Here is a 25,798-nt window from a genome sequence, read left to right as displayed (position 1 = left end):
ATAAAAATTGTTAAAAGTGTTATTTTTTATTCTAAAATAGCGGCAATACCAGGTAAAGTTCTACCTTCTAACATCTCTAACATTGCTCCACCACCTGTAGATACATAACTCATTTTGTCTTCAAAACCGAATTGTTTTACGGCAGCAACTGAGTCTCCACCACCTACAAGAGAGAATGTTCCGTTAGCTGTTGCAGCTGCGATAAAGTTTCCTAAAGCGATAGTTCCTTTTGCAAAAGTTTCCATTTCAAAAACCCCTAACGGACCATTCCATAAGATTGTTTTTGAATCCATAATCACTTTTTCGAAAGCTTCTAATGATTTTGGTCCAGCATCCATACCTTCCCATCCATCAGGAATGTTAGTTACATCTACCACTTGAGTATTAGCGTTATTAGAGAAATCATCTCCAGCAACTACGTCAACTGGAATGTGAACTTGTACTCCTTTTTCTTTAGCTAATCTTAAAATTTCAAGGGCTAATTCTTGTTTGTCATCCTCGCAGATAGAATTTCCAATTTTCCCTCCTTGAGCTTTAACAAAAGTAAATGTCATCCCTCCACCAATAATCATGTGGTCTACTTTGTCAAGGATATTTTCGATAACTGTAATTTTTGAAGATACTTTAGAACCTCCTAAAATAGCCGTTACTGGTTTTTCGCTGTCTTTTAATACTTTGTTGATGCTTTCAATTTCTTTTGCTAATAAATAACCGAAACATTTAGCAGTTGGGAAAAATTGAGCAATAATTGTAGTAGAAGCATGTGCTCTATGCGCAGTTCCAAATGCATCATTTACATAAATATCTCCTAATGAAGCTAATTCTTTTGCAAAAGCAACATCACCTGCTTCTTCTTCATTGTGAAAACGTAGATTTTCTAACAATAAAACTTCACCTGCTTTTAAATCGGCTGCTGCTTGTTTTGCTACATCACCGATACAGTTAGCTGCAAATTTTACAGGTACACCTAAAATATCGCTAGCTGTTTTTAATATGTGTTTTAATGAATATTTATCTTCAGCTCCTTTTGGACGCCCTAGGTGAGACATTAAAATTACACTTCCTCCATCTGCAAGAATTTTAGAAATGGTAGGTTTAGCAGCTTCTATACGAGTAATATCGGTTACGTTAAAATTTTCGTCTAAAGGCACGTTAAAATCTACACGGATAATCGCTTTTTTATTGTTAAAATCAAAATCGTTTAAAGTCTTCATTAGTTTAATTTTAGATTATTTTTTTGAAAGTGAAACAAATATAGAAATTTTCTAGTACTATAAAATTTCAAAACTTTAAAAAATCCGTTTTTTTATAACGAAAACGATGTAAATACTCAATTATTTTGATTTATAGTTGTCAATTTAAAAAAAATATTTCTAATGACATTTTTTTGTAGATGAGAAATTGGTGCTTTTTTAAAATGGAGTTAGCGTTTTAATTGTTGAGGTAAAAATCATTTTTACTGCGGTATTCTCCAGGTGTAAGACTTACAATTTGTTTAAATATTTTCGAAAAGTGCGGCAAATTTGAAAAGCCAGTATCTAGTGCAATTTCTAAAAATGTTTTATCAGTAGTTGCAAAAGATATTGTGCTCTTTCAATTTTTTTTCATGTATGAAAAACTACAAGTCGAATTCCTAGAACTAAAGAAAAGATATTGGGGGTGTCATTTTTGGGCAATAGGCTTTGGGTGTTGGTGTTCTGGTAATATCACAGATGAAATGGTCAATGAATATTTGGAACATCACAGAAATCCAAATGGAAACAATGATGATAACTTCATAATTGAAGACTAGCAATATGAGACTTTAAGTCTGACAACCAAATCTATTGACTTTCAGTTCATAGTGGTTTAGTTAAAAGTTGAAGAGCAATTTAAATTTGGTTCTTACTTAGACGTTTAAACTTTATAATCTAAAATTTTAGACTTATCCATTTTCTGCTATCTTTGCTTCATGCAATTTTCTGAAATTTTAGGACAAGAACACATTAAAAACCATCTCACAAGAACGGCTGATTTGGGAAGAATACCCCATGCACAGTTGTTCGTTGGTCCAGAAGGAAGTGGAACTTTGGCTATGGCAATTGCCTATTCTCAATATATTTTATGTAGTAATGCAAACGGAGAGAATGAGGGTGAAAATCAGGCCTGTAATCTAAAATTTCAAAAATTATCCCATCCCGATTTGCATTTTGCTTATCCTACAGTTACTACCGATGAGGTAAAGAAAAATCCCAAAAGTATTGATTTTATTACCGATTGGAGAGCATTTGTTCTTCAAAATCCCTATGGAGGTCTTTTTGATTGGTATTCCGTATTAGGAGTGCAAAATAAACAAGGAGAAATTCGCGTTGATGATGCTCAGGAAATTCTAAAATCATTATCCTTAAAAGCTTACGAAGGAGGTTATAAAATCATGATTGTGTGGATGGCAGAGAAGATGAATATCGCTGCTTCTAATAAATTATTGAAATTACTCGAAGAGCCACCAGAAAAAACCATTTTTATTTTGATTGCCGAAAATGAAGAGGATATTATACAAACCATTCGTTCGCGTTGTCAAATATTGCATTTCAATGGTTTGAGCGAATCGGTTATCACTGATGCGTTGGTAACTCGTGAAGGAATTGATTCAAAACTCGCTTCAAAACTGGCGCATCAGGCACAAGGTAATTTTAATGCCGCTTTGCATTTGTTACACGATAACGACGAAGAACATCCATTTGAACAATGGTTTGTTACTTGGGTTCGTGCTGCTTTTAAGGCAAAAAAAGATGCTGCTGCGATACAGGATTTGATACTTTGGAGTGAAAAAATAGCGGCCTTAGGTAGGGAAGCACAGAAAAAATTTCTTCAGTTTTGTATGGAGATGTTTCGTCAGGCTTTGTTGCTTAATTATGAAGCGCCAAGTTTGGTCTATTTTGAACCTAAAGTAGATAAATTCAAATTAGAAAATTTTGCTCCCTTTGTCAATGGAAATAATATTCAGGATATTTTTAAAGAGCTTTCGGATGCCATGTATCATATTGAGCGCAATGGAAATGCAAAAATCATTTTAACCGATTTATCTATCAAGTTAACACGTTTAATCCATAAAAAATAATTGTTATGAACAATCCAGCCTCTTTTTTACTATTAGTATTTTTTGGGATTACTTTTTTACAGTCGAGTTACGAAAAATTATTTTATTGGCAAGATAACATGACTTGGTTAAAAGGGCATTTTGCAAAAACAATTTTAAAGAATCATGTTAAATTAGCTTTAATTAATTTGGTAATTATGGAGTTAATTTCAACAATTTTGTGTTTTGTGGGTTGTATCGAATTGTACGTAAATAATGGAAGAATCTTTGGTTTTTATGGTGCCGTATTTTCATGTATTACTTTATTGATGATGCTTTTTGGTCAGCGATTGGCCAAAGATTATGATGGAGCAAGAACCATCGTTATTTATTACATACCCGCAGTTATGGCGGTATATTGGTTAAACTAATTTTTTACATCAAGCTATGTCTTTAACTCCTAAACATCCATCAGAATCCTTAACGATATTAACCGATTTGGTTTTGCCTAGTGAAACCAATCATATCCATAATTTATTTGGAGGAGAATTATTAGCACGAATGGATCGTGCGGCCAGTATTGCTGGTCAAAGACATTCCAGATGTATTACCGTAACAGCTTCGGTGAATCATGTGGCTTTTACTAAGGCTATTTCTTTAGGAAGTGTAGTGACTATTGAGGCAAAGGTTTCCCGCGCTTTTAGGAGCTCTATGGAAGTTTATATTGATGTTTGGGTGGAGGATAGAGAATCAGGTGTAAAGACTAAGGCAAACGAAGCGATTTACACTTTTGTGGCAGTAGATCAAAATGGAAAACCAGTAGAAGTAGCTCCTATTATCCCTGAAACCGAATTAGAAAAACAACGTTACGATGCTGCTTTAAGACGCAAACAATTGAGTTTAGTATTAGCAGGAAAAATGAAACCTAGCGAAGCAACAGAGTTGAAAGCCTTATTTACATAAAATTTTATTTTTTTGATTCTAAATTTTTTTCAAACTGAAAAATAACATCAAAAAAAGAAGTATTTTTACGAACCTTAAAAATTAAAAACTAATAAAAATTAGGAAGAACGTAAAGGCTTTGTAATTTTCTAATTAGTAGAAAAATAGAATAATTTAACGATAGAAAAGCGAAATAGAAGATGAGTACAGAGAAAGAAGCCAAATTGAAAGCATTACAGCTTACCCTTGATAAACTGGATAAAACCTACGGAAAAGGTACGGTTATGAAAATGGGGGATAAAGCCATTGAAGAAGTAGAAACCATTTCTTCAGGTTCTCTAGGGGTAGATTTAGCACTAGGAGTAGGTGGTTATCCAAAAGGAAGAATTATTGAAATTTACGGACCAGAATCTTCAGGAAAAACAACCTTAACACTTCATGCTATCGCCGAAGCTCAAAAAGCAGGCGGTATTGCCGCTTTTATTGATGCGGAACATGCTTTTGATAGAAATTATGCTGAAAAATTAGGTGTTGATATCGAAAATTTAATCATTTCGCAACCCGATAACGGAGAGCAAGCTTTAGAAATTGCCGAAAATTTAATTCGTTCGGGTGCTATTGATATTGTGGTAATTGACTCTGTTGCAGCTTTGACTCCAAAAAGTGAGATTGAGGGCGAAATGGGTGACTCTAAAATGGGATTACACGCTCGATTGATGTCGCAAGCCTTAAGAAAATTGACCGCTACGATTAGTAAAACAAATTGTACCGTATTCTTCATTAACCAATTAAGAGATAAAATTGGAGTAATGTTTGGAAGTCCAGAGACAACAACGGGAGGTAATGCCTTGAAATTCTATGCCTCTGTTCGTTTAGATATCCGTCGTTCTACACAAATTAAAGATGGTGAAAATGTTTTAGGTAACAGAACCAAAGTGAAAATCGTTAAGAATAAAGTAGCACCTCCGTTTAAAGTTGCTGAATTTGATATTATGTACGGTGAAGGTGTGTCTAAAACGGGAGAAATTTTGGATTTAGCAGTAGAATTCGAAATTGTTAAAAAATCAGGTTCTTGGTTTAGCTATGGAGAAACGAAGTTAGGGCAAGGTCGCGACGCTGTGAAATCGTTAATTAAAGACAATCCTGAATTAGCTGACGAATTAGAAGAAAAAATCAAATCAAGAATCAAAGAATTAGCTGATAATTAATTCAATTCAATAATAGAATTTATTAGAAATGCCTGGTTTATACTGGGCATTTTTTTGTTTCTACAAGGCATTGCGAATTTTATTTGAAAAAAAATGTATTGAAAGAAGCAACCTTTTTATGGTTTAGTAGTCTAGTTAATGAATCATGATTAACATAAAAAATTATAAAATGAAAAAAATTGCATTGCTATTAGTTTTAATGACTACTTTTTTAAGTTGTAGTTTAGATGAAGGAGATAGGTATAATTATATGGTTCTGCCTGTAGAAAGTTATACATTACCTGAAACCTTTAAAGTAGGTCAATCTCACGAAATCAAGTTGAAATACAAAAAACCTACCCCTTGTCATATTTACAGTGGCATTTATTATTATTCAGAAAATAATACAAGAACAATAGGTATTCATTCATCTGTAAAGGTAGGTGAAACTTGCGCAGATAATTCAACACCTGCGCTTACAGAAGTTTCTTTTAATTTTTCGCCTCTAACAGCGGGAACTTATACTTTTAAGTTTTATAAAGGAGAAAATTCTGCAGGAGAGGATACGTTTGAAAATGTGGAAGTTGTTGTAGCTGCGGCTACTACTCCAAACTAAAATGGTTTTATTTATTTGATAAAAGGCTGTCTGAAAAGACAGTCTTTTTTTTGTGATTAGTTTTAAGTTTGTTTTTCAAAAATTAAAAGCTGATTGTAAATAGTATTTCTAACAGCTTCCCTGATTTCTTTTCTATCTGATTCGTCTTTGCCTTTGGTTTCAACTAGTTTATGGATTTTTACACGCATGATGCCTGGAGAACCAGCAAAAATGGTATAAGGAAATCGTTTTTTGTTGTCTGCAAATGTGATTGGTAAAATGGGAATTTGATGTTGAACGGCCAATTTAAAAGCGCCTTCTTTAAAATGGTCTAAAATGACTGATTCGTCATCAGGAACACCTCCTTCTGGAAAGATGCAAACACTCAGTCCACGTTCAATTCTTTTGTGCGCTTTCGTAAAAACAGCCATTCGGCTTTGCGAATTTTTACGATCGACTAAAATGCAGGTTCTTTTGTAGAAAAAACCAAAAATCGGAATTTTAGCCAATTCCTGTTTGCCTACAAATACAAAAGGATTTTTGACAACAGCCAGCATTAACATAATATCCGTCATCGAAGTATGATTGGCCACAATCATATAACTTTTTTTAGGGTCAATGCTTTCTTCACGTTCTACTTTGTAATGAAAACCCATGCCAAGAAGAATGAATTTGGCCCAAATTCTGGCTATTTTAAAAAAATAAGGATATCCTTTTTCAGATAAAATAGTTAGAATTAAAATAGGGAAAAATGCTAATATGGGTACAGCCATAAGGATGTAAAACCAAATGCGCCATAAAATCCATAAAATTATTTTGATGCTCTTCATAGGTTCAAAAATAAGGATTCAAAAGGAATTATTGTTTAAAATCAATTAAATTTGGTAGGATTTAACCGCAAAGTTTTTAAAGTTTTTTCGCAAAGTAAAAAAAGCAAAGATGACAGAAAATGAAATTTCTAAAAAAGTTATTGGTTTTGCAATAGAGGTGCACAAAGCACTTGGGCCTGGTTTTTTGGAGAATGCATATAAAGAGTGTCTGTTTTATAAAATTAACAAAGCAGGTTTTTTTGTTGAGAAAGAAAAGGCTTTGCCCGTAATTTTTGAAGAGGTAAAATTGGATTGCGGTTATAGAGTTGATTTGTTAGTTGAAAATAAATTAGTAATTGAACTTAAAAGTGTTGAAGCTTTGGATGTAATTCATCTTGCTCAGACTTTGACTTATTTAAAGTTGGGTAATTTTAAACTTGGATTACGTATTAATTTTAATGAAATTCTATTGAAAGACGGTATAAGAAGAGTAGTTAATAATTTATAAAAATGTTAATACTGCGAACTTTGCAAAAAACTTTGCTTTCTTTGCGGTAGAAAAAGAACATAAACTTTGTGAACTTTGCGAAATCTTTGTAAACTTTGCGTTAAATCAAGAATACAGCTTTAGAAATACATTATAATGGCAAAAATACTTACGGGAGTTCAAAGTACTGGGACTCCACATTTAGGGAACTTACTAGGAGCAATTATTCCGGCAATTCAATTGTCTAATCATTCAGCAAATGAATCTTTTCTTTTTATTGCCGATTTACATTCGGTAACCCAAATAAAAAACGGAGAAGTTTTAAGAAATAATACGTATAGTGTTGCGGCTGCTTGGCTAGCTTTTGGATTAGATGTGAATAAGGTAGTTTTCTACAGACAGTCTGATGTACCAAAAACAGCAGAATTGTCTTGGTATTTGAGCTGTTTCTTTCCGTATCAAAGGTTGACATTGGCACATTCATTTAAAGATAAAGCCGATCGATTAGACGATGTGAATGCAGGTTTGTTTTCGTATCCAATGTTGATGGCGGCAGATATTTTATTGTATGATGCTGAATTTGTTCCGGTAGGAAAAGACCAATTGCAGCATTTAGAAATGACACGTGATGTAGCTTCTCGTTTCAACCATCAAATGGGGGAGACATTCGTATTGCCTGAAGCTAAAATTCAGGATGATAGTATGTTAATTCCGGGTACCAATGGTGGAAAAATGAGTAAATCGGCTAATAATATCATTAATATTTTTCTTGACGATAAATCTTTGCGCAAGCAGGTAATGAGTATTGAAACGGATAGTACACCACTTGAAGCACCAAAAAATCCGGATACCTGTAATGCTTTTGCGATTTATTCTTTATTAGCCAATGAAGAGCAAATTGCAACTATGCGTGCTAATTATTTAGCTGGAAATTATGGTTATGGTCATGCCAAACAAGCTTTGTTTGAGTTAATCTGCGAGAAATTCAAAACAGAGAGAGAAAAGTACCACTACTATATCAACAATCTTCAGGAAGTGGATGCGCTATTGAAAATTGGAGCTGAGAAAGCTTCGGCTGTAGCTGATGGTGTTTTAGCCAGAGTACGAGAAAAATTAGGTTTTGAGCAGCGATAGTTTTTTAAGATATTTGACCACAAATTCGCAAATTAAATAGTTATGCAATTTGCGAATTTTCGGTTTTCTGATAGTTATAAACCCGACAGGTTTCAAAAACCTGTCGGGTTTTTATTTTTCAAAATTTTAATTCTTTATTTTTATAAATTTAACTTTCATTTTTGGAGGACGTGGAACTACTAATTCTGAAGTGTCTTTGTTTATTGCAAATTGTTCAAATTTCTTTTGTTTTTCTAAAATTGAATTGTCCAGAGGTCTGATGTTTAAAGAATTATTTAGTGTTTTGTATAAATTATAATAAAGACTAAGTTTTTTTAAATCTTTACCTTCATCAAAAGTAAAACTCTTAGTTTTCATATTTTTATCGGTTATTTTAAAACGAATTATTGGGCCATCATAAATATCGATGTCTAAAGTATCTATTGATTGTTTAAAATAATTTTCATCCTTGTTTTTTGTTTCAGAAACAATACTGTTTAAAAGTCTGGGGTCTGTTTTTGATACATAATATTTTTCTTCACCTGTTGGGCCTGTTCTTTTTATTGTTTGAGATAGTCCATTTGAATTGATGTAGGAGTAAAAAATTCTGTCTATACTAACTTTGGAATTGTCTTCATAACTATAATAATAAGACATGATTTCAATACTTTTAAAATCATATTGATCTGAAGAGCAACTTAAGATTATGAATGATAATAAAAAGAGTAATTTTTTCATAAATATTTTATAGAAGAAGTTAATAGATTTAATTATTAATCTGCGAATCTGCGGTCAAATTATCAAATCGCCTCAAACAATTTCCCTGGCAAAGGTCTAATAACGCCTTTGAGTTCCATATTCAATAAAATACTGGAAACTCTGTAAATAGGGAATTCACATTCCAAAGCAATGATGTCCATCAATTCCTTGCCTGTTTTTAGAAGGTAGTCGTATATTTTTTGTTCGTCGTTATCTAGGGAAACAAAGAGTTGTTTTTGTACCGCTTTGGGTTCTTCTTTAATGTCCCAATTCAGCATATAAACTAAGTCGGCGGCAGAAGTGAGTACATTTGCTTTTTGGGTTTTAATGAGGTTGTTACAGCCTGTGCTGTATTTGTCGGTTACGCGACCCGGAACCGCGAAAACATCACGGTTGTAGTCGTTTGCCATGTTTGCAGTAATCAATGAACCGCCTCTTTCAGCCGATTCAATGACGATAGTAGCTTCGGAGATACCTGCCACAATGCGGTTTCTTTTAACAAAATTTTCTTTGTCAGGATTACTGGAACTCCAAAATTCGGTCATAAAACCGCCATTTTGTTCAATTTTAGCCATGTATTTTTTGTGGTTTTTAGGATAAATTTGATTCAATCCATGCGCTAATACTCCTATGGTTTGCAAATTGTTTTCTATGGCGAGTTGGTGTGCTACAATATCCACTCCGTAAGCAAATCCACTAACAATTACCGGATCTAGTGGAATCAAATCTTCAATGAGTTTTTTACAAAATTCCGTTCCGTAGGAAGTAATTTGGCGTGTGCCTACAATACTGATGATTTTTCGGTTTTTTAAATCGATGTTTCCGGCACTAAATAGTAATACAGGGGCATCCACACAATGTTTAAGTTTGTCTGGATAATTTTCATCTTGAAAAAAACTAACGTTGATGTTGTTGTTTTGAATGTATTCCAATTCCTTATTAGCTTTGTCAAAAACGGTTTCATCTTTCAAATTCTTTAATAGTGAGCTGCCTACACCATCAATTGCTGCTAATTGCTGTGTTTTGGTTTTAAAAACAGCTTCTGCCGAACCGCAATGACTCATTAGTTTTTTAGCCATAATGTCGCCTACACCTTCTACTTTTTGCAGTGCTAATATGTAAAATAATTCAGATGTTGTCATGGTAAATATTTGAAATTGAAATGTATAAATTTTCTTCTGAATTGTTAATAAAAATTGTGAATAAAATTTTGATAACTATATTGTATGTATAACTTTGTATATATGAATATAGAACATTACATAAGCCAACTATTGTATCGTTATCAATGCGTTACTGTTCCTGGTTTCGGTGCATTTTTAACTGAAATCCAGTCAGCGCAATGGGTTGAGAGCGCTAATTCTTTTTATCCGCCTAAAAAATTGATTTCTTTTAATACCAACATTAAAAACAATGATGGATTATTAGCCAATCATATTGCTAGAGCTGAAAAAACTTCTTATGAATATGCGATAAGTGCTATTCAGTATCAGGTTTTGAATTGGAAAAAGGAATTAGAACAAAACAGAGCCTTAATGGTTAAAAATGTAGGTAGTTTTGTTTTGAATGCTACCGATAATTTGATTTTTACCCCATCGGAACAAAAGAATTATTTGACTGCTTCTTTTGGATTGTCTTCATTTATAGCGCCAGCCGTAAAACGTGATGCAAGTGAAGAACAAGATTTAGTTGTTATTGATGATAGGGAAGTAATTGCTTTAGTTCCTGAAGAAAGAACGGGACGTTCGTATTTAAAATATGCTGCTATCTTTATTCTTGGATTAGGTTTAGCGGGTACTGCAGCTTACACAGTATATAATAATCAAATAGAAACACAAACGGTTTTAGTAGAGAAAGCGGTACAAAAGAAAATACAAGCTAAAATTCAAGAAGCTACTTTCTTTATTAAAACACCAATGGCTCCTGTAACGCTATCTGTTAAATCGGATAAAGAAGAAGTTAAAGAAGTGAAAATGCCGTATCACGTTGTGGCAGGTGCATTTAGAGATGAAAAAAATGCAGAACAAATCTATAAAAAGTTGGTAAAAGAAGGATATAATGCCCGCCGATTAGAGATAAATAAACATGGTTTGTATCCTGTTTTATATGGAAGTTTTGCTACTTATGCCGAAGCTCAAAAAGTGAAAAATGAAGTTCGTGAATCAGAAAATCCAGATGCCTGGTTGCTGGTTGAATCACTTTAATAAAAAAGCCTTTCTTTAGAAAGGCTTTTTTATTGGAGTTATTTTAATAATGAATCTAATCGAGTAACTAACTCTGGTGACGAAGGTCTTTCGGCATCGCTACTGATGAAATTACCTTGTGGATCAATAAGGATGAATCGTGGTATTGCATTGATTCCATAAGTAGTAACAAAATCTGAATTCCAGTTTTTATCAGCAATTAATTGGATACCTCCTAGTTGTTTATCAGTAACCATGTTTTTCCATTTCTCATAGTCTTTTTCAACATCAACAGAGATACTCACAAATTCGATATTTTTTCCTTTGTATTTTTCTTCTATTTTTTGCAAGTATGGAATTTCTCCTAGGCAAGGCATACACCAAGTAGCCCAAATATCGATATACACATATTTCCCTTTTAAATCGCTCAATTTGGTTTTTCCTCCTTTGTGGTTTTCGTATTCAAAATCCAGAGCCGCTTTTCCTATTAAGGCTTTCGATTTTTGAATATTAGAATAATTACTTTTAATTCTGCTTAAGTTGGATTCGTAACTTCTTGTAATATTTTCTTTGAATTCAGGATCGATAGTTGCCTTTGCTAATATGTTTTTTTCAGTTTCATCTTGCTCAGCTATTGCTTTATCAAATGCTTCTTGATCTTTATTGTAAATGTCTGCTACAAGTTTGTTTGTTCGGGCTATAATTTGGGTTAAATAATTGTTTTCATTAGCTCCATTTCCTTTAAAAGTTAGGTTCTCATTGAATTTTTTCTCATCCGTGTTCAGTTCAATGTCTTTACCTGGAATGAAGTACAAATTGGTCATATTTTCTCCATAAGTCAATCTATAAAATCCTTTAGGTACCGTAAGTTCCTCTTGAAATTGTCCTTTGGAATTTACAGGAATTTTTTTCTCGTATTTTTGGGCGCCAACTATTACTATGGTGTCAATTGATCTGTTTGCAATTGAAGCTGTAAACTTAGTTTTTTCAATTGCTGTTTGCGCAAATGAACAAACTCCTGAAAGAAACAAAAGGAAAGTTAGTTTTTTCATTTTTTATATGGTTTTTTGAATTTTGTTGCCCAAATGTATGTAATCGAGCGTATATCTGATTTAATATTAAGGATTTATTAACGGATTTGTTTGTTGGATTGTGGTAATTATTTCCTTTTTTTCTGTTGTTGAATCTGGAATTTCCTAGGACTAATCCCATTACGTTGTGAAAAAGTAGAAGTAAAATGCTGCAATGACGAAAATCCGCAGCTATAGGTAATTTCTGCCATATTTACTTGACTGTTGTTTTTGATTAAATTAATGGCTCTTTCCAGTTTGAGACTGATAATAAAGCTGTTGGGAGGAAATCCAGTAAGTTTTTTTACTTCATAAGTGAATTTGGTTTTTCCCATATTAAAAACAGAAGCAAGGTCCTCAATGTGCCATTTTTTAGTCAAATCACTTTCAATTAGTTGGCTTAATTTTTCAATGAAGTTATCGCTTTCTTGGTTTTTATGAATTTTATTCGAAAGTTGACGATGCAAATCGATAAACAGATTTTCCAGAATGTTTTGTACCTTGATTTCAAAACCTTCTTCCTGATAAGCCAATTCGTTTCGTAATTCGTCAAAATACTTTTTGAAGTTTTTAGCTTTTTCCAGTACGGCATTGTTGGCATCGCCAATCATTTCACCTAAACTTTGCTGAAATGCTTTCGATTATTTGCTCCAGCTACCAAAATCTAAGGCTTTGTCTTTGCTGAATTCAGAAGGTTTGATAATAATCCAGTTAATCTGACCTATATCCATGATGCCCGAAAGGCTTCCATTTTCATGCCAGGGTGCCGTAACTGATAAATTTTCGGGTAAGAGTTCGATTTCTTTGCCTTCGATAACCCAGTCGTATTTTCCGCTGTTTACATAATGAATTTCAATTCCGTCATTGAGGTGCGGACGCATAGTTTCATCAATACGCACTTTAGAAAATTTCATACTACCAAACTGACGGATAAAAGGTAGTTTTTGTAATGGTCCGGGATTGTTTTCGTGCCACCAAACCCCTGAATTACCATGCACATCTTTCTCCTTTATGTTTTTTGGTAATGAAAAGGAATTCATAAATTATTTTGTATTAAATTGGTATAAAGATAATTATTAAATTGAGTCGTTGCTATAATTGGATTTTTTATAAAATCGACCGTTGTATAAAAATATGATTTTTTTTGAATAAAAATAGCTATCTTGCCCAACCCAATTTGTTTATTTCAAGGGTATTAGAGTCGTCAGGCTTTTTTTTACTTTTAAAATGATAACGTTTACATTTTGTAAAAAATTAAAAAATATTGATTGTTTAAATGGTTGGTATACAAAGTGAATCTCGAATTAAAAATAATGATATGTTTCTAATAAATCGAAATCGTTTCTTGTCTTTTTCCTTGCTGTTTTTCTCTGCGTTTTCAATGCAGGCTGCAGATATTTGGGTGGCAACAAACGGGAATGATGCTAATGAAGGTACAAAAGAAAGTCCGCTGGCTACTATTCATATGGCATTGCGAAAAGCCAGAGAGTTGCGTCGACTGAAAGATACTTCGATTCAAGGTGGATTCATATTATCATTAAAGACGGAACTTATTATTTTGATGAACCATTATTTGTAAGACCTGAAGATTCTGGAACTCCGGACTGTCCGACGATTATTGAAGCAGATGCCAATGCAAAACCTATTTTTAGTGGCGGAATTCCAATTAAAAATTGGAAAAAAACAACTACTGTAATCAATGGTTTGAAAGCAGGAACGGTGTGGGTTGCCGATGCACCACAAATAGGAGGCGAAGTAATTAATTACCGCCAACTTTGGGTAAATGATGGAAAAGCAGTACGGGCTAAAAGTACTGCAGGAACCCAAATGGACCGTATTTTATCTTGGGACAAAACAACAGAAACATGCTGGATTCCTTTCAAAGACAAGTCGGTAAAATTTGAACCGGGAATGGAAATGTTCATTGTGCAATGGTGGGCAATTGCCAATTTGCGTATTAAAAATATAGAGGTAGTTAAAGATAGCGCCCGACTTTCATTTGAAAAACCGGAAAGCCGCATTCAGAGTGAACATCCTTGGCCTGCACCATGGATTTCTAAAAACAATGGAAATTCGGCTTTCTTTTTAAACAATGGGATGTCCATGCTTAATGAAGCAGGCGAATGGTTTTTGGATAGAAAAAAAGCGAAGATTTATTATATCCCAAGAAAAGGCGAAGATATGACTAAGGCCAAAGTGATCGCACCGGTTTTAGAAAATTTGGCTGAAATAAAAGGAACGATAGATTCACCGGTTCACGACGTAAAATTCAAAGGAATTTCTTTTCAATACAGCAATTGGCTTCGTCCGTCGCAACAGGGACATGTGCCTTTGCAGGCGGGAATGTATTTGCTGGATGCTTACAAATTAAAAATTCCTGGAACACCTAATCAGGCTTCTCTTGAAAATCAGGCTTGGGTAGGACGACCAAGAGCAATGAATTTACATAAAAGGTTTTTACAAAAAACGGGAACAGCCATAGCCCTGTTGTTCTTAGTTGCTTGTGCTTCAAATCAAAAAGAAAGCCGAGCGATAAGCGATTTCAATCTTGATTGGAATTTTAAATTAGGAGATTTTCCAACGGCTATTCAGGCTGATTTTGATGCTAAGGATTGGCGCGCTTTAAACCTGCCGCACGATTGGAGTATCGAAGGCGCTTTTAGCAAAGACTACCCAACCAAACCGCAGCAGGGTGCTTTGCCGGCTGGAATGGGTTGGTATCGCAAAGCATTTACGTTGCCGGAATCGGCTAAAGATAAAAGCATCGCTATCGAATTTGATGGTGTTTTTTGCAATAGCGAAGTGTGGATTAACGGCCATCATTTAGGGAAACGTCCGTTTGGATACATTTCTTTCTCTTATGATTTAACGCCTTATTTGAACTTTGGTAACCAAAAAAATTATATTGCTGTAAAAGTGGATAATGATGCACAGCCAAGTTCACGCTGGTACACCGGATCGGGAATTTATAGAAATGTACGATTAGTAACTACTGACAAAGTGCACATAGCACATTGGGGAACTTATGTGACTACTCCTAAAGTTTCGGCAGCACAAGCCACGGTGAATTATGAACTTCAGATTCAAAATGATAGTCCTACAGCTAAAAATGTAAAAGTAGTAACGCGTATTTTGGATGCTGCTAATCATTTGGTTACAAAATCAGAATCGACAGAATCGATTTCGCCAAAATCAATTTTGAAAAAAGAACAAAGTCTTGAAGTTAGTAATCCGAAATTATGGGATACTAAAAATCCAAATATGTATAAGGTTGTGACTCAGATTTACGACCAAAAGACTTTAATAGATGAATACGAAACGCCGCTTGGTTTCCGTTATTTTGCCTTCGATGCCGAAAAAGGTTTTTCATTAAATGGTGTGCCAACTAAGATTTATGGGGTTTGCCTGCATCATGATAATGGTGCTTTAGGTGCGGTGGCCAATTTTGATGCTATAAAAAGAAAACTGTCTATTATGAAGGAAATGGGAGCCAATGCAATTCGAACGGCTCATAATCCGCCTTCTTTAGAATTGTTGCAGTTGTGTGACGAAATGGGTTTTATCGTTCAGGATGAGGTTTTTGATGTATGGAAAAAGAAAAAAGTATCGAATGTTTACAACAAATATTGGGACGAATGGCACCAACGCGATTTAGAAGATTTCATCAAGCGTGATCGTAACCATCCGTCGGTAATAATGTGGAGTATTGGAAACGAAATCCGTGAGCAATTTGATAGTACGGGTGTTCGTATTACTAAAGAATTGGCGCGAATTGTAAAATCCTTGGATACTACCCGTCCTGTAACTTCGGCATTGACAGAAAATGTTCCCGAGAAGAATTTTATCTATCAGTCGGGAGCTTTGGATTTATTAGGATTTAACTACAAACATGCAGATTATCCAACATTTCCGGAGCGTTTTAAAGGACAAAAAATCATTGCTTCCGAGAGTGTTTCGGCCTATGCAACCCGAGGGCGTTATGATATGCCAACGGATACTATCCGTTTTTGGCCTAAGAAACACGGCGAAACTTTTGATGGGAATCCTGATTTAACGGTGACAGCCTATGATAACGTTGCTTCTTATTGGGGAACCACCCATGAGGAAAACTGGAAAGCAGCAAAGAAATATGATTTTATTGCCGGAACCTTTGTTTGGACTGGTTTTGATTACATTGGCGAACCCGATCCGTATCCGTATCCTGCCCGTAGTTCGTATTTTGGGATTGTGGATTTAGCTGGATTCCCAAAAGATGTGTATTATATGTACCAAAGCGAATGGAGCGATAAAACAGTCTTACACTTATTGCCACATTGGAACTGGAAACAAGGCCAAATCATTGATGTTTGGGCCTATTACAACAATGCCGATGAGGTCGAATTATTCCTTAACGGAAAATCGTTAGGTTCGAAAGCCAAACATGGTGACGAATTACACATTGCTTGGAAAGTGCCTTTTGCAGCAGGAACTCTGAAAGCGGTTTCCAAAAAGCAGGTAAAGTAGTTAAGGAAACCGAAATCCATACCGCCGGAGAAGCTGCAAAAATTAATTTGCAGGCTGATAAAAGTACAATCAAAAATGATGGTTATAATTTGGTTTACGTGACGGTTACACTGCAGGATAAAGACGGAAATTACGTTCCGACAGCCGATAATCTGATTAATTTCAAAGTTTCAGGCGGTGCCAAGATTGTGGGTGTGGATAATGGTTATCAAGCCAGTTTGGAGCCTTTTAAAGCGAATTACCGCAAATTGTATAACGGAAAATGCTTAGTGATTCTACAATCAAATAAAAAAGCCGAAAATATCACTTTGGAAGCTACAACAGCAGGGAATATTACTGCTGCTGCTTTGAGTATTAAAGTAGAATAGCTTTCTTAATTTACTTAGTTTTTTAAAGCACGGATTTCGATTCGTGCTTTTTTGTTTTTAATTTTTGAAATAAGAAAAAACTTAAAATTGTATATATTTGAAAAAATATTGTTTAATAAAGTGTTTTATTTCAAAAAAGATGAGAATTAAAAAAATTAGAGCAGTCAATTATAGGAGTTTAGAGGATGTAGAAATAGAATTCAACCCTTATTATAATGCTTTGTCTGGAAAAAATAATTGTGGAAAATCAAACATTATTAAAACAATTCTATCTTTTTTAACTTATGATATGAGGTTGTTTGCATCTTTTAGAAATGGTCCTATAAATTATAATACTGACTTTCCTTATTGGAAAATAAAAGAAAAAACAAAAGAGTCAATTCAAATTGAAATAAGTATTGAATTAGGTAAGGAACTTGATGCAGGTATATTTAAATTTATCAAAGAATTAATTTTTAAAGATGATGAATTATCAGAAAAGGAAACTGAAATATTATATATAAAGGCAGAACATAAACATGATAATAGTAATACTATTATCGATCTTTATTTTGGTGATGTCAAAATAGAAGATGAGTATAAGCGTGAAGAATTGCTTAATAGATTAAGAGGCTCTGAATGTATAATATTTCATAATTCTACCGAAAATGAGCCTTTTTTTATTTCACAAAGAAGAAGGGATTCATTATCTTCTTATTTAACTTCTGAAGATTTAGAAACAATTACAAATAAGAAACAACAATTAGAATCAACAGTAAAAAAATCATTAAAAAAACATCAAACAGAATTTAGTTCACTTTTAGGTAGGTTGACTGAAAAATATGATGTTTCGTTAGGAATTCCAAATCTTAATATTGATAGGGAGAATATTGAAATTTCTTTAAAAGAAAAAGGGGTAGAAGTTTCTCTTGAAGATTGGGGTTCAGGAACAAAAAATAGAACACTTATTCTGTTGAATTTAATGAATGCTAAACGAATTCAAGAGTCAACTAATTTGAACAAAAGATTAACACCTATTGTGATTATTGAAGAACCTGAAAGTTTTTTGCATCCATCCGCTCAAGCTGAATTTGGAAGGATTTTACAAGATTTAGCATTAGAATTTAAAATTCAAATAATAGTAGCAACTCATAGTCCTTATTTATTGAGTCATAAAGATTCAAAAGCAAATTTACTCCTTGAACGGGATTTGTCAAATAAAGATAAAGGATCTAAATTAGTAAATACTGAAGGCGAAAATTGGTATGAGCCTTTTGCTTTAGCATTAGGGATTTCGGGAGAAGATTTTGGACCTTTAAAACCAACAATATTTAGTGAAAAAAGTGATATAATATTGGTTGAAGGAACTTCTGATAAAGAATATTTCGAATTATTAAAAGATGCTAAACATGGGAAAAATAAATTAAATTTTGATGGTGAAATCTTTCCTTATGGAGGTGCAGGAAACATAAAAAACAATATACTCTTGAGGTTTATCAAAGAAAGATTTAAAAGATTTATCGTAACAGTTGATTTAGATAAATTTTCTGAAACTAAAAAAACTTTTGAATCATTAGGGCTAACTGAAAATAAGGAATTTATGGTTATTGGAAAAAATGAAACAGGAAAAAAATCAATTGAAGGTCTAATTCCTGATAGAATTTTTACAAAAGTATATACAGAGAATGTTGAATTGGTTCGTTCATCAATGGAAAATTCTGAACAAGGTAAAGATGCAAGATCTTTATTTAAGACTAAGGTTTTAGAAGAGTTTAAAGCAGAAGAGAAGAAGGATAATTTAGATATTTTTGAAAATTTTTATCCTTTAGTTCAAAAAATAAATAAAATTTTCAAATAACACGTGTAAAGTTTATTTTGGATTATAAATTGCTCTTTTCCAGTCTGTTTGTTTCTAAATATAGTTTAAACCCTGCTTTTTCAAGAACAATTTTATACTTTTGCACTCTGATTCCAAAAAAAAGGAATCCTTTTGAGGAAATGATGAAAAAGAAAGTAGAAATTCTTGCTCCGGCTAAGAACCTGATTCAGGGAATTGCCGCTATCAATGCGGGTGCAGATGCTGTATATATTGGAGCGCCGCATTATGGAGCTCGTACAAATGCAACCAACTCTGTGGAAGATATTGCCGAGATGGTTAAATACGCCCACTTGTTTAAGGCACAGGTTTTTGTGGTAATCAATACCATTTTGTACGACAACGAATTGGAAGATTGTAAAAAATTAATCTATCAACTATACGATATCGGGGTGGATGCGCTTATTGTGCAGGACATGGCGATTATGGAAATGGACTTGCCTCCAATTGTTATTCACGCCAGTACTCAAGCGAACAACCGTGATCCAAAACACGTAAAATTCCTGAAAGATGCCGGAATGCAACGTGTGGTTTTGGCACGTGAGCTGAATTTAGATCAGGTGAGAGATATTGCTGCTGCAACGGATGTGGAATTAGAATTCTTCGTTTCGGGTGCCCTTTGTGTGTCTTTCAGTGGAAATTGCTACATGAGTATTGCCGGTGGTGAGCGTAGTGCTAACCGTGGTTCATGTGCGCAAAACTGTCGTTTGCCGTACAACCTGATTGATGGAAACGGTACGACTTTGTTAACTGAAAGTCATTTGCTTTCGATTAAAGATTTGGATTTAAGTGACCAATTGCCAAACTTAATTGAGGCAGGAATCACTTCGTTTAAAATCGAAGGCCGTTTGAAAGACATCGTTTACGTTAAGAACAATACTTCTTTTTTAAGAAAGAAATTAGATGCTTTCTTAGAAAATAATGATCAATTCCAAAAAGCTTCTTCGGGTAGAACTTTCTATAACTTTGAGCCGGAAATGGATCGAAGTTTCAACAGAGGTTACACGGACTATTTTGTAAACCACCGAAAGGAAAAAATCGGAAACTGGGAAAGTCCGAAATCGCAGGGACAACACATTGGTAAGGTAACCGAATTGAAAGCTAATGGTTATGTGATTGAAAATTACGAAAAACTGAACAATGGTGATGGCTTGTATTTTATCAATGCCGATGGTGTAGCTGATGGAGTTCAGATTAACATTATCGTGAATGATATTGTGGTTCCGAATACGTTTAAAAATATTCCTGTAGGAACGATGATTTACCGTAATTCGGATGCGGAATTCAACCGAATTGTAGAAAAAGAAAACGCTGCGGTTCGTAAAATTGGCGTTGAAATGCGTTTTGTGGAAACAGCTGAAGGCTTCCAATTAATCGTAACTGATGAAGACGGACACCAAAGTATTTCGACTTTAGAAACTGAAAAAGAAGAAGCGAAAAGTGCCGAATCGGTTATTCTAAATATTTCGAAAAACTTAGCCAAAACAGGAAATACGCCTTTCATTGTGGATGCAATTGCCGTGGAATTTACTAAAAATTGGTTCCTGCCAATTTCGAAAGTTAATGAAGTGCGAAGAATTGCTTTGGAACAATTAATCGATATTCGTATCAACGAATACCACAGAGAAGAATTCCAAATTGTACCAACAGATCATCCTTATCCAACCGAAAAATTGGATTTTACTTTTAATGTTTCGAATAAATTAGCGAGAGCTTTTTATAAAAGACACGGAGTAACGGAGATTGAAAAGGCTTTTGAATTGCAATGGGATCCTGGAAAAGCCCGTGTAATGACAACTAAATATTGCGTGAAATACGAATTGGGTAAATGTGCCCGTTTTCAACGTGAAACTATGGGAGAGAAAGTAGCGGAACCGCTTACTTTGAAACACGGAGAGAATGAATACAAACTGAAATTTAACTGTAAACCTTGTGAGATGGAAATTTGGGAAAAAGACGCCGAATTTGAAATCATCGATCAGGACGAACAATTGGATTACGTGAAGAGAAGATAATTTTCTTTTAATAATAGACGAAAGCTGCAACTACGGTTGTGGTTTTTTTTTTAACCACATAAGTCACAAAAGAAATTCTAACCATTAAGGTATTAAGCTTAGTTAAGAAAGCTTTGCGTACTTTGCGTATCCTTTGTGCTCTTTGCGGTTAATTTTTTTAACCACGTAAGACACAAAGAAATTTTAACCATTAAGGCATTAAATTTAGTTATGAAAGCTTTGCGTACTTTGCGTGAAAACTTACCGTCCTTTGCGGTCAAACAAATCCTAAATTCCCTTAATTTCTTAATGGTTTAAAACAAAAAACCGCAAATTCACAATTAGCGAACCTGCGGTTTATATTTTTTAAGAAGTTTTGCTTAGCAGAACTCGTTGTAAGCATCAATTAAGTTCTCAGCAATCATTTCAGCTGGGCGACCTTCAATGTGGTGACGCTCTAGCATGTGCACTAATTCTCCGTTTTTGAACAAAGCCATAGATGGTGAAGATGGAGGGAAAGGAAACATGTGTTGTCTTGCAGCATCAACCGCTTCTTTATCAACTCCTGCAAAAACAGTGATCAAATAATCTGGTTTTTTAGCACCTTCTAAACTCATTTTTGCTCCCGGACGTGCATTTCTTGCAGCACAACCACAAACCGAGTTTACAACTACTAATGTTGTTCCTTCTGCTTTGATAGCGTTGTCTACTTCCTGAGCACTATGTAAATCTTGAAATCCTGCTGCTGTTAATTCAGCCTGCATTGGGATTACCATTTCTTGTGGATACATATCGTTTGTTTTTTTAATTTGTAAATTGAATGCTGCAAAGTTACAAAGAATCTGCAGAACAGAATCGTTTGCATTATAAAGTTTTGTTATAGTTTGATAGTCATTTTTATAACTATAAATAACGTCCAACCCTCAATAATGCTTTGATAAAAAGTGTTTTTGGGCATTTCAGAATAACCTTGATGTCTTCGATTAAGGTGGTATCTTCATCTAGGAATTTAAAAATTAATGCTGGATTTCCTTTTTTAAACATGGAAGAAAAAATAAGAGAACCTACTTCGTTTTTTCGGTGCAAAATGTCCAATAAAAGCAAATCATAGAACCAAAATCGGTTGTTTTGATGAAATTTTCTAAAATCGTTTTCCTTTTGTATAAAATCCACTAATCGGGATGATTGTTTGTCGGCATTTTTAAAAGTATAACCGGTGCTGGCTTTCGTCCATCCTCCGGCAGTGCCAATGTTTAGTACTCTTTTAGTGTTTTTTTCCAAAAAGGATAAGAAGTCATCGGGATGCTGCCTTGCTCTTTTTCGATAATTTGATAGTGGCTGATGCCTAACTTTTGAATGTAATTTTCAATCTCTTCTTCGTATTCTTTATTATCTAAAAGATGTTCCGAAAACAAGGTGATATTCCAATAACGCTTCTTTTTCCGAAAAAGGCAGTACATACATGAATCGGGTATTTCCTTTTTGGGCAACCGAAAAATCCATAAAAGTGGCTTCTTTGGGATTAAATACCGATTCGGATGATTGTATGTGCCAACCAATAAAATGTTGTTGTAAAACGCGAAATTTGGACTGTTGCGTTAATGTATTTCTGTTCCAAATACTATTTAAAACTTGGTCACAAGTGAACTCGGCATTTTCTGTCGAAACATAGACATGGGTGTCTAATTCGTTAATGTTGGTTACTTTTTCGTTTAAGAAGGTAATGTTTGTTTCTTTCGAAAGAGCATCAAAAACAAAACTGTAAAAATCAATCCCACTGATTTTGCAATATTCATAGGGATTTATATCTAAATTGCGTTTGAAATTTTCATTGGCAAACCAAGCTGAATCCCATTTTTTACTAATCACAGCTTCCCAAATTGTGTTTTCTTTTTGCCAAAAACACCAGGTTCTATCGTTGGCTTTTTTAGAAGACGCATCTACTAACAAAATGTTTTTGTCTTTAAAATTTCCAGATTGTAGCATTTTGTAAGCCGTCATTAGAGCAGCTAAACCAGAACCGATAAAAATATAATGATAGTGTTTCATGGATTTGGGAACGAATTCTTCTCAAAAATAGCTATTTCTTGTGTTTTTTCGAGTATTCGAATCAGTTCTTTCGCTTTTAAGTAGGATTGTTTTTGGAACAAAATGTCTTTTTTAGTATCAAGAATAGTAATTGTAGGGTAGCTAACTTGTTTGTTTACGGTGGCTAAAGCTGTGGCTAATTCATGAATTCCGGTGTTTTGTCCCGTTGGTTTGTATTTGAAGATGTAATTGTTGAAAGTAATGTCGTTTTTACTTTCTGCATTCAAAACAACAAAATAGAATTGCTCATTTAACATTTGGATAATGTCTTGATTTTTCAAAGTTGAATTTTCCATAATAGCACAGTATTTACACCAATTGGTATGAATGTAAACGATTATGGGTTTCGGGTTTTGGATTGCTAATTTTTCTACTTCTTCAAACGAATAGCTTTTCAGTTGGGCAAAACCAAAAGGAATTACCCAAAAGAAAATCACTGTTATGTAGAAAAGCTTTCTCATTATTTTAAAGTATAGCGCAATCCAAAAAAGCTTCTGATGACTTGATTGGGTCCATAAACATAACTTGGATCAAAGCTTAAAGCGTATGGATTTTCGGCTGTAGCCTGAATATTGCCATTAGTATCGTATTCCAAATTTTTGTCAAAAGGATCATGAGCACGGGCAATAATAAAAGGATTTCCCTTGTTAGGCGTCCAGTTTAGCAGGTTTTTTATACCGGCATATATCTCAATATTTTTGAACTTGTTGAAAGTGAATTGGATGTTTTGAATGCTCCAAGTAGGGGAATACTTCTTTCTTGGGTCTAAATCGCCAAGGGTAGGAAGACGCATTGGTCCATAAAGATTTCCTGTATAATCTACATCAAGATATAATTTGTTGATTCGGTACGAAATTGCCCAGGTTCCTGTGAATTTTTCCGTTAGTATTTGTCGGGTTTTAATACTGTTTTCGGTTTTGGCAACATCCATATATGTGGCTCCCAGAATCAATTTTAAACCGGAGTTGAAAACCATGTCAATGTTGGTACTAATTCCTTTGGTAACGGCATAACCATCCAGATTTTTGTAGATAATCTCATTCGGGTTGGTGTCATAATCGGGAATTATGGAGTTGGAAAAATGCGTATACCAAGCCGTTGTTTCCAGTCCGATGAAATTACCGTTTTGAGTGTATATTTTTTTTAAATAATTCAAATTGGCGTTGTAGGAACGTTCCGGTTTGAGTTCTTCGGCAATAATCACTTTACGAGAACCGGTTAGTGCGGCGTGTTCTTCGGTAAATAGATTGACAATTCTAAATCCTGTTCCGGTATTGAATCGCAAAATATTGTTATTGTTAATTTTCCATTTGTAAGCCAGTCTGGGAGTAAAAATAGCGCCGTGGTTGTTGTTGTAATCATAACGGGCTCCTAAAAGTAATTTGTGTTTTTCGGCTACGGTTATTTCGTCCTGAACAAATAAACTTGGAATCCAATTGATATCTTTTGTTTCAGTTGCCGGAGTATTATCGTTGTAGTATTGATAGCGAATTGCCGTTCCAAAAAGCATATCGTGATTGCCTAGTTTTTTATCCCAAGTCAATTGTCCAAAACCGATGCGTTGTTGTGCTAAATATGGAGTGTTTCCATACACTGAATTTTGGTCGTGGTCGGTATAAGAGAAAGAGAAAAGCATTTTTTCTTTTATAGGAAGTTCATAACCTCCTAATAATTCCCATCTTTTGGTGTAAATGCTTTCTCCGTAAACTTCGCGGCCACCACGATATTGTTTGTTCCATTGCATCTCGCCACCCCAACGGTCTTCGTAGAAAAATCTTCCTGCAATTGAAAACAACTTGTTGCTTTTTCGGCTAAAGTTCCATTTTTGGAAAACAGAGATTCGATCTTGCAAAGTCACATCGGTAAAATTATCCTTGTTGTTGTCAATCGGATTGCTGTAATTAAAATAATTTACTCCGGTTAAAACCGAAGTGAATTTATTTATGTTGGCTTTAAAACCTAAATCAAGATTGAATTCTCCCCAATTGGTAGCGTAACTGTCTGCTGAAAATACAGGGGCATTGTTTGGGTTTTTAGTGATGATGTTAATTAATCCACCTACTGCTTCACTTCCGTAAAGAGAAGAGGCCGGACCTTTTACAATTTCAATTCGTTCCAATAATGAATTGGGAATTCCAGACAAACCATAAACAGTAGAAAGTCCACTTACTATAGGCATTCCGTCGATAAGCACTAAGGTGTAAGGTCCTTCTAATCCGTTGATATGGATATCACCAGTGTTGCATACATTACAGTTTAGTTGCGGACGTACTCCATTTACATTTTGTAGCGCTTCAAAAATATTTGATGTTGGGTTTTTTTGAAAAAAACAGGCTTGTATACTTCGACAGGAACAGCACTTTCTAAGCGATTGACTGCCTTTAAAGTTCCAGTAACAACCACTTCGTCTAGGCTGTTATTTTCTTTTAAATCAAAATTCAAATAGATTTCGGTAGTGTCTGAAATTTGAATCTTCTTAGTCTGACTTTTTAATCCAGTATAAGTGGCTATCACTTCATATTCTCCAATTGGAATTTTTGAGATACTATAATTGCCTTCTTCATTGCTAATCGTTGCTTTTTTGATGTTTTTCATTAGGATATTAGCATAATGAAGCGGCACGCCATCAGAAGTTATTTTCCCTTTAAGGTTGGCTTGCGCAAATGAAATTGTGCTGGTGAGAACACTAAAAACAATTATTAGTTTTTTCACAATAATAATTTAGATTGACTTATTTTTAATTTTAGACAAATCTAAAAATTATATTTTATATAACAAAAAAATATA

General features: G+C 34.2%; 24 protein-coding genes and 3 pseudogenes. 14 read left to right on the top strand and 13 right to left on the bottom strand.

Annotated features, from left to right (window positions below; genetic code table 11):
- Nucleotides 1–26 precede the first annotated feature (26 nt).
- The gene (locus tag P5P90_RS09150) at nucleotides 27–1,214 is read right to left on the bottom strand and encodes a phosphoglycerate kinase (protein WP_278034410.1); all 1,188 of its coding nucleotides are present in this window, start codon (nucleotides 1,212–1,214) and stop codon (nucleotides 27–29) included.
- 217 nt (nucleotides 1,215–1,431) lie between these two features.
- A complete protein-coding gene (locus P5P90_RS09145; RefSeq protein WP_278034409.1) occupies nucleotides 1,432–1,521 on the bottom strand; it encodes a hypothetical protein in 90 nt (29 codons plus the stop codon).
- Between the two features lie 94 nt (nucleotides 1,522–1,615).
- Between P5P90_RS09145 and P5P90_RS09140 the strand changes: the two are divergent.
- From P5P90_RS09140 to P5P90_RS09115, 6 genes and pseudogenes are all read left to right on the top strand, one after another.
- A pseudogene (locus P5P90_RS09140) lies at nucleotides 1,616–1,792 on the top strand (transposase); the annotation flags it as partial.
- 159 nt (nucleotides 1,793–1,951) lie between these two features.
- A complete protein-coding gene (locus P5P90_RS09135; RefSeq protein WP_278034408.1) occupies nucleotides 1,952–3,100 on the top strand; it encodes a DNA polymerase III subunit in 1,149 nt (382 codons plus the stop codon).
- 5 nt (nucleotides 3,101–3,105) lie between these two features.
- Nucleotides 3,106–3,489, top strand: coding sequence for a DoxX family protein (locus tag P5P90_RS09130; RefSeq protein ID WP_278034407.1), 384 nt, complete (start codon nucleotides 3,106–3,108; stop codon nucleotides 3,487–3,489).
- Nucleotides 3,490–3,505: 16 nt separating this feature from the next.
- A complete protein-coding gene (locus P5P90_RS09125) occupies nucleotides 3,506–4,021 on the top strand; it encodes an acyl-CoA thioesterase (protein WP_278034406.1) in 516 nt (171 codons plus the stop codon).
- A 179-nt stretch (nucleotides 4,022–4,200) separates the two neighbouring features.
- Nucleotides 4,201–5,208: a recombinase RecA gene (gene recA / locus P5P90_RS09120; RefSeq protein WP_278034405.1), complete on the top strand. Its 1,008-nt coding sequence runs from the start codon at nucleotides 4,201–4,203 to the stop codon at nucleotides 5,206–5,208.
- 169 nt (nucleotides 5,209–5,377) lie between these two features.
- Nucleotides 5,378–5,803, top strand: coding sequence for a hypothetical protein (locus P5P90_RS09115; protein ID WP_278034404.1), 426 nt, complete (start codon nucleotides 5,378–5,380; stop codon nucleotides 5,801–5,803).
- A gap of 62 nt (nucleotides 5,804–5,865) precedes the next feature.
- Here the strand turns inward: P5P90_RS09115 and P5P90_RS09110 are convergent, their stop codons facing one another.
- Nucleotides 5,866–6,612: a lysophospholipid acyltransferase family protein gene (locus tag P5P90_RS09110; RefSeq protein ID WP_278034403.1), complete on the bottom strand. Its 747-nt coding sequence runs from the start codon at nucleotides 6,610–6,612 to the stop codon at nucleotides 5,866–5,868.
- Between the two features lie 109 nt (nucleotides 6,613–6,721).
- Here P5P90_RS09110 and P5P90_RS09105 point away from each other — a divergent pair, with 109 nt between their 5' ends.
- The gene (locus P5P90_RS09105) at nucleotides 6,722–7,099 is read left to right on the top strand and encodes a GxxExxY protein (RefSeq protein ID WP_278034402.1); all 378 of its coding nucleotides are present in this window, start codon (nucleotides 6,722–6,724) and stop codon (nucleotides 7,097–7,099) included.
- Nucleotides 7,100–7,234: 135 nt separating this feature from the next.
- A complete protein-coding gene (gene trpS / locus P5P90_RS09100; RefSeq protein WP_278034401.1) occupies nucleotides 7,235–8,212 on the top strand; it encodes a tryptophan--tRNA ligase in 978 nt (325 codons plus the stop codon).
- A gap of 126 nt (nucleotides 8,213–8,338) precedes the next feature.
- Here the strand turns inward: trpS and P5P90_RS09095 are convergent, their stop codons facing one another.
- Both P5P90_RS09095 and dprA read right to left on the bottom strand, forming a co-directional pair.
- Nucleotides 8,339–8,929, bottom strand: coding sequence for a hypothetical protein (locus P5P90_RS09095; protein ID WP_278034400.1), 591 nt, complete (start codon nucleotides 8,927–8,929; stop codon nucleotides 8,339–8,341).
- A gap of 62 nt (nucleotides 8,930–8,991) precedes the next feature.
- Nucleotides 8,992–10,092 (bottom strand): DNA-processing protein DprA, encoded by a 1,101-nt coding sequence (gene dprA / locus P5P90_RS09090; protein ID WP_278034399.1) that lies wholly within the window; start codon nucleotides 10,090–10,092, stop codon nucleotides 8,992–8,994.
- Nucleotides 10,093–10,194: 102 nt separating this feature from the next.
- Between dprA and P5P90_RS09085 the strand changes: the two genes are divergently transcribed.
- Entirely contained in the window at nucleotides 10,195–11,154 is a 960-nt protein-coding gene (locus P5P90_RS09085) for an HU domain-containing protein (protein WP_278034398.1), read from the top strand.
- A 38-nt stretch (nucleotides 11,155–11,192) separates the two neighbouring features.
- Here P5P90_RS09085 and P5P90_RS09080 read toward each other — a convergent pair whose 3' ends face one another.
- The 3 genes from P5P90_RS09080 to P5P90_RS09070 form a co-directional block, all read right to left on the bottom strand.
- Nucleotides 11,193–12,185: a TlpA family protein disulfide reductase gene (locus P5P90_RS09080; RefSeq protein ID WP_278034397.1), complete on the bottom strand. Its 993-nt coding sequence runs from the start codon at nucleotides 12,183–12,185 to the stop codon at nucleotides 11,193–11,195.
- A gap of 107 nt (nucleotides 12,186–12,292) precedes the next feature.
- Nucleotides 12,293–12,814: a helix-turn-helix domain-containing protein gene (locus P5P90_RS09075; RefSeq protein ID WP_278034396.1), complete on the bottom strand. Its 522-nt coding sequence runs from the start codon at nucleotides 12,812–12,814 to the stop codon at nucleotides 12,293–12,295.
- Between the two features lie 30 nt (nucleotides 12,815–12,844).
- The gene (locus P5P90_RS09070) at nucleotides 12,845–13,243 is read right to left on the bottom strand and encodes a hypothetical protein (RefSeq protein ID WP_278034395.1); all 399 of its coding nucleotides are present in this window, start codon (nucleotides 13,241–13,243) and stop codon (nucleotides 12,845–12,847) included.
- Nucleotides 13,244–13,521: 278 nt separating this feature from the next.
- Between P5P90_RS09070 and P5P90_RS09065 the strand changes: the two genes are divergently transcribed.
- From P5P90_RS09065 to P5P90_RS09045, 5 genes are all read left to right on the top strand, one after another.
- Nucleotides 13,522–13,782 (top strand): hypothetical protein, encoded by a 261-nt coding sequence (locus P5P90_RS09065; RefSeq protein WP_278034394.1) that lies wholly within the window; start codon nucleotides 13,522–13,524, stop codon nucleotides 13,780–13,782.
- A 125-nt stretch (nucleotides 13,783–13,907) separates the two neighbouring features.
- Nucleotides 13,908–16,706, top strand: a complete 2,799-nt coding sequence (locus tag P5P90_RS09060; protein ID WP_278034393.1) for a glycoside hydrolase family 2 TIM barrel-domain containing protein — start codon at nucleotides 13,908–13,910, stop codon at nucleotides 16,704–16,706.
- A complete protein-coding gene (locus tag P5P90_RS09055) occupies nucleotides 16,646–17,074 on the top strand; it encodes an invasin domain 3-containing protein (protein ID WP_278034392.1) in 429 nt (142 codons plus the stop codon). Before P5P90_RS09060 ends, P5P90_RS09055 begins: the two co-directional genes overlap by 61 nt.
- Before the next feature lie 139 nt (nucleotides 17,075–17,213).
- The gene (locus P5P90_RS09050) at nucleotides 17,214–18,911 is read left to right on the top strand and encodes an ATP-dependent nuclease (RefSeq protein WP_278034391.1); all 1,698 of its coding nucleotides are present in this window, start codon (nucleotides 17,214–17,216) and stop codon (nucleotides 18,909–18,911) included.
- Between the two features lie 143 nt (nucleotides 18,912–19,054).
- A complete protein-coding gene (locus P5P90_RS09045; RefSeq protein ID WP_278034390.1) occupies nucleotides 19,055–20,944 on the top strand; it encodes a peptidase U32 family protein in 1,890 nt (629 codons plus the stop codon).
- 359 nt (nucleotides 20,945–21,303) lie between these two features.
- Here the strand turns inward: P5P90_RS09045 and P5P90_RS09040 are convergent, their stop codons facing one another.
- From P5P90_RS09040 to P5P90_RS09025, 5 genes and pseudogenes are all read right to left on the bottom strand, one after another.
- Nucleotides 21,304–21,714 carry a BrxA/BrxB family bacilliredoxin gene (locus tag P5P90_RS09040; protein WP_278034389.1) on the bottom strand — a complete coding sequence of 137 codons (411 nt, stop codon included), beginning with the start codon at nucleotides 21,712–21,714 and terminating at the stop codon, nucleotides 21,304–21,306.
- A 112-nt stretch (nucleotides 21,715–21,826) separates the two neighbouring features.
- Nucleotides 21,827–22,383, bottom strand: a pseudogene (locus tag P5P90_RS14200) (lycopene cyclase family protein).
- Nucleotides 22,313–22,972: a lycopene cyclase family protein gene (locus P5P90_RS14195; protein ID WP_340696392.1), complete on the bottom strand. Its 660-nt coding sequence runs from the start codon at nucleotides 22,970–22,972 to the stop codon at nucleotides 22,313–22,315. The pseudogene P5P90_RS14200 and the gene P5P90_RS14195 overlap by 71 nt, the downstream one beginning before the upstream one ends.
- The gene (locus P5P90_RS09030; RefSeq protein WP_278034388.1) at nucleotides 22,969–23,472 is read right to left on the bottom strand and encodes a thioredoxin family protein; all 504 of its coding nucleotides are present in this window, start codon (nucleotides 23,470–23,472) and stop codon (nucleotides 22,969–22,971) included. Before P5P90_RS09030 ends, P5P90_RS14195 begins: the two co-directional genes overlap by 4 nt.
- Nucleotides 23,472–25,723, bottom strand: a pseudogene (locus tag P5P90_RS09025) (TonB-dependent receptor). Before P5P90_RS09025 ends, P5P90_RS09030 begins: the two are co-directional and overlap by 1 nt.
- Nucleotides 25,724–25,798 lie beyond the last annotated feature (75 nt).

Origin of the sequence: Flavobacterium nitratireducens, from assembly GCF_029625335.1 — a bacterium.
GTDB lineage: Bacteria > Bacteroidota > Bacteroidia > Flavobacteriales > Flavobacteriaceae > Flavobacterium > Flavobacterium nitratireducens.
This window is presented reverse-complemented; position numbering and strand designations above follow the sequence as displayed.

Excerpts from the sequence above, each read along its gene's own strand:
- P5P90_RS09150 (WP_278034410.1), bottom strand. The coding sequence starts at position 1,214 with ATGAAGACTTTAAACGATTTTGATTTTAACAATAAAAAAGCGATTATC.
- P5P90_RS09135 (WP_278034408.1), top strand. The coding sequence starts at position 1,952 with ATGCAATTTTCTGAAATTTTAGGACAAGAACACATTAAAAACCATCTC.
- P5P90_RS09130 (WP_278034407.1), top strand. The coding sequence starts at position 3,106 with ATGAACAATCCAGCCTCTTTTTTACTATTAGTATTTTTTGGGATTACT.
- P5P90_RS09125 (WP_278034406.1), top strand. The coding sequence starts at position 3,506 with ATGTCTTTAACTCCTAAACATCCATCAGAATCCTTAACGATATTAACC.
- recA (WP_278034405.1), top strand. The coding sequence starts at position 4,201 with ATGAGTACAGAGAAAGAAGCCAAATTGAAAGCATTACAGCTTACCCTT.
- P5P90_RS09115 (WP_278034404.1), top strand. The coding sequence starts at position 5,378 with ATGAAAAAAATTGCATTGCTATTAGTTTTAATGACTACTTTTTTAAGT.
- P5P90_RS09110 (WP_278034403.1), bottom strand. The coding sequence starts at position 6,612 with ATGAAGAGCATCAAAATAATTTTATGGATTTTATGGCGCATTTGGTTT.
- P5P90_RS09105 (WP_278034402.1), top strand. The coding sequence starts at position 6,722 with ATGACAGAAAATGAAATTTCTAAAAAAGTTATTGGTTTTGCAATAGAG.
- trpS (WP_278034401.1), top strand. The coding sequence starts at position 7,235 with ATGGCAAAAATACTTACGGGAGTTCAAAGTACTGGGACTCCACATTTA.
- P5P90_RS09095 (WP_278034400.1), bottom strand. The coding sequence starts at position 8,929 with ATGAAAAAATTACTCTTTTTATTATCATTCATAATCTTAAGTTGCTCT.
- dprA (WP_278034399.1), bottom strand. The coding sequence starts at position 10,092 with ATGACAACATCTGAATTATTTTACATATTAGCACTGCAAAAAGTAGAA.
- P5P90_RS09085 (WP_278034398.1), top strand. The coding sequence starts at position 10,195 with ATGAATATAGAACATTACATAAGCCAACTATTGTATCGTTATCAATGC.
- P5P90_RS09080 (WP_278034397.1), bottom strand. The coding sequence starts at position 12,185 with ATGAAAAAACTAACTTTCCTTTTGTTTCTTTCAGGAGTTTGTTCATTT.
- P5P90_RS09075 (WP_278034396.1), bottom strand. The coding sequence starts at position 12,814 with ATGATTGGCGATGCCAACAATGCCGTACTGGAAAAAGCTAAAAACTTC.
- P5P90_RS09070 (WP_278034395.1), bottom strand. The coding sequence starts at position 13,243 with ATGAATTCCTTTTCATTACCAAAAAACATAAAGGAGAAAGATGTGCAT.
- P5P90_RS09065 (WP_278034394.1), top strand. The coding sequence starts at position 13,522 with ATGTTTCTAATAAATCGAAATCGTTTCTTGTCTTTTTCCTTGCTGTTT.
- P5P90_RS09050 (WP_278034391.1), top strand. The coding sequence starts at position 17,214 with ATGAGAATTAAAAAAATTAGAGCAGTCAATTATAGGAGTTTAGAGGAT.
- P5P90_RS09045 (WP_278034390.1), top strand. The coding sequence starts at position 19,055 with ATGAAAAAGAAAGTAGAAATTCTTGCTCCGGCTAAGAACCTGATTCAG.
- P5P90_RS09040 (WP_278034389.1), bottom strand. The coding sequence starts at position 21,714 with ATGTATCCACAAGAAATGGTAATCCCAATGCAGGCTGAATTAACAGCA.
- P5P90_RS14195 (WP_340696392.1), bottom strand. The coding sequence starts at position 22,972 with ATGAAACACTATCATTATATTTTTATCGGTTCTGGTTTAGCTGCTCTA.
- P5P90_RS09030 (WP_278034388.1), bottom strand. The coding sequence starts at position 23,472 with ATGAGAAAGCTTTTCTACATAACAGTGATTTTCTTTTGGGTAATTCCT.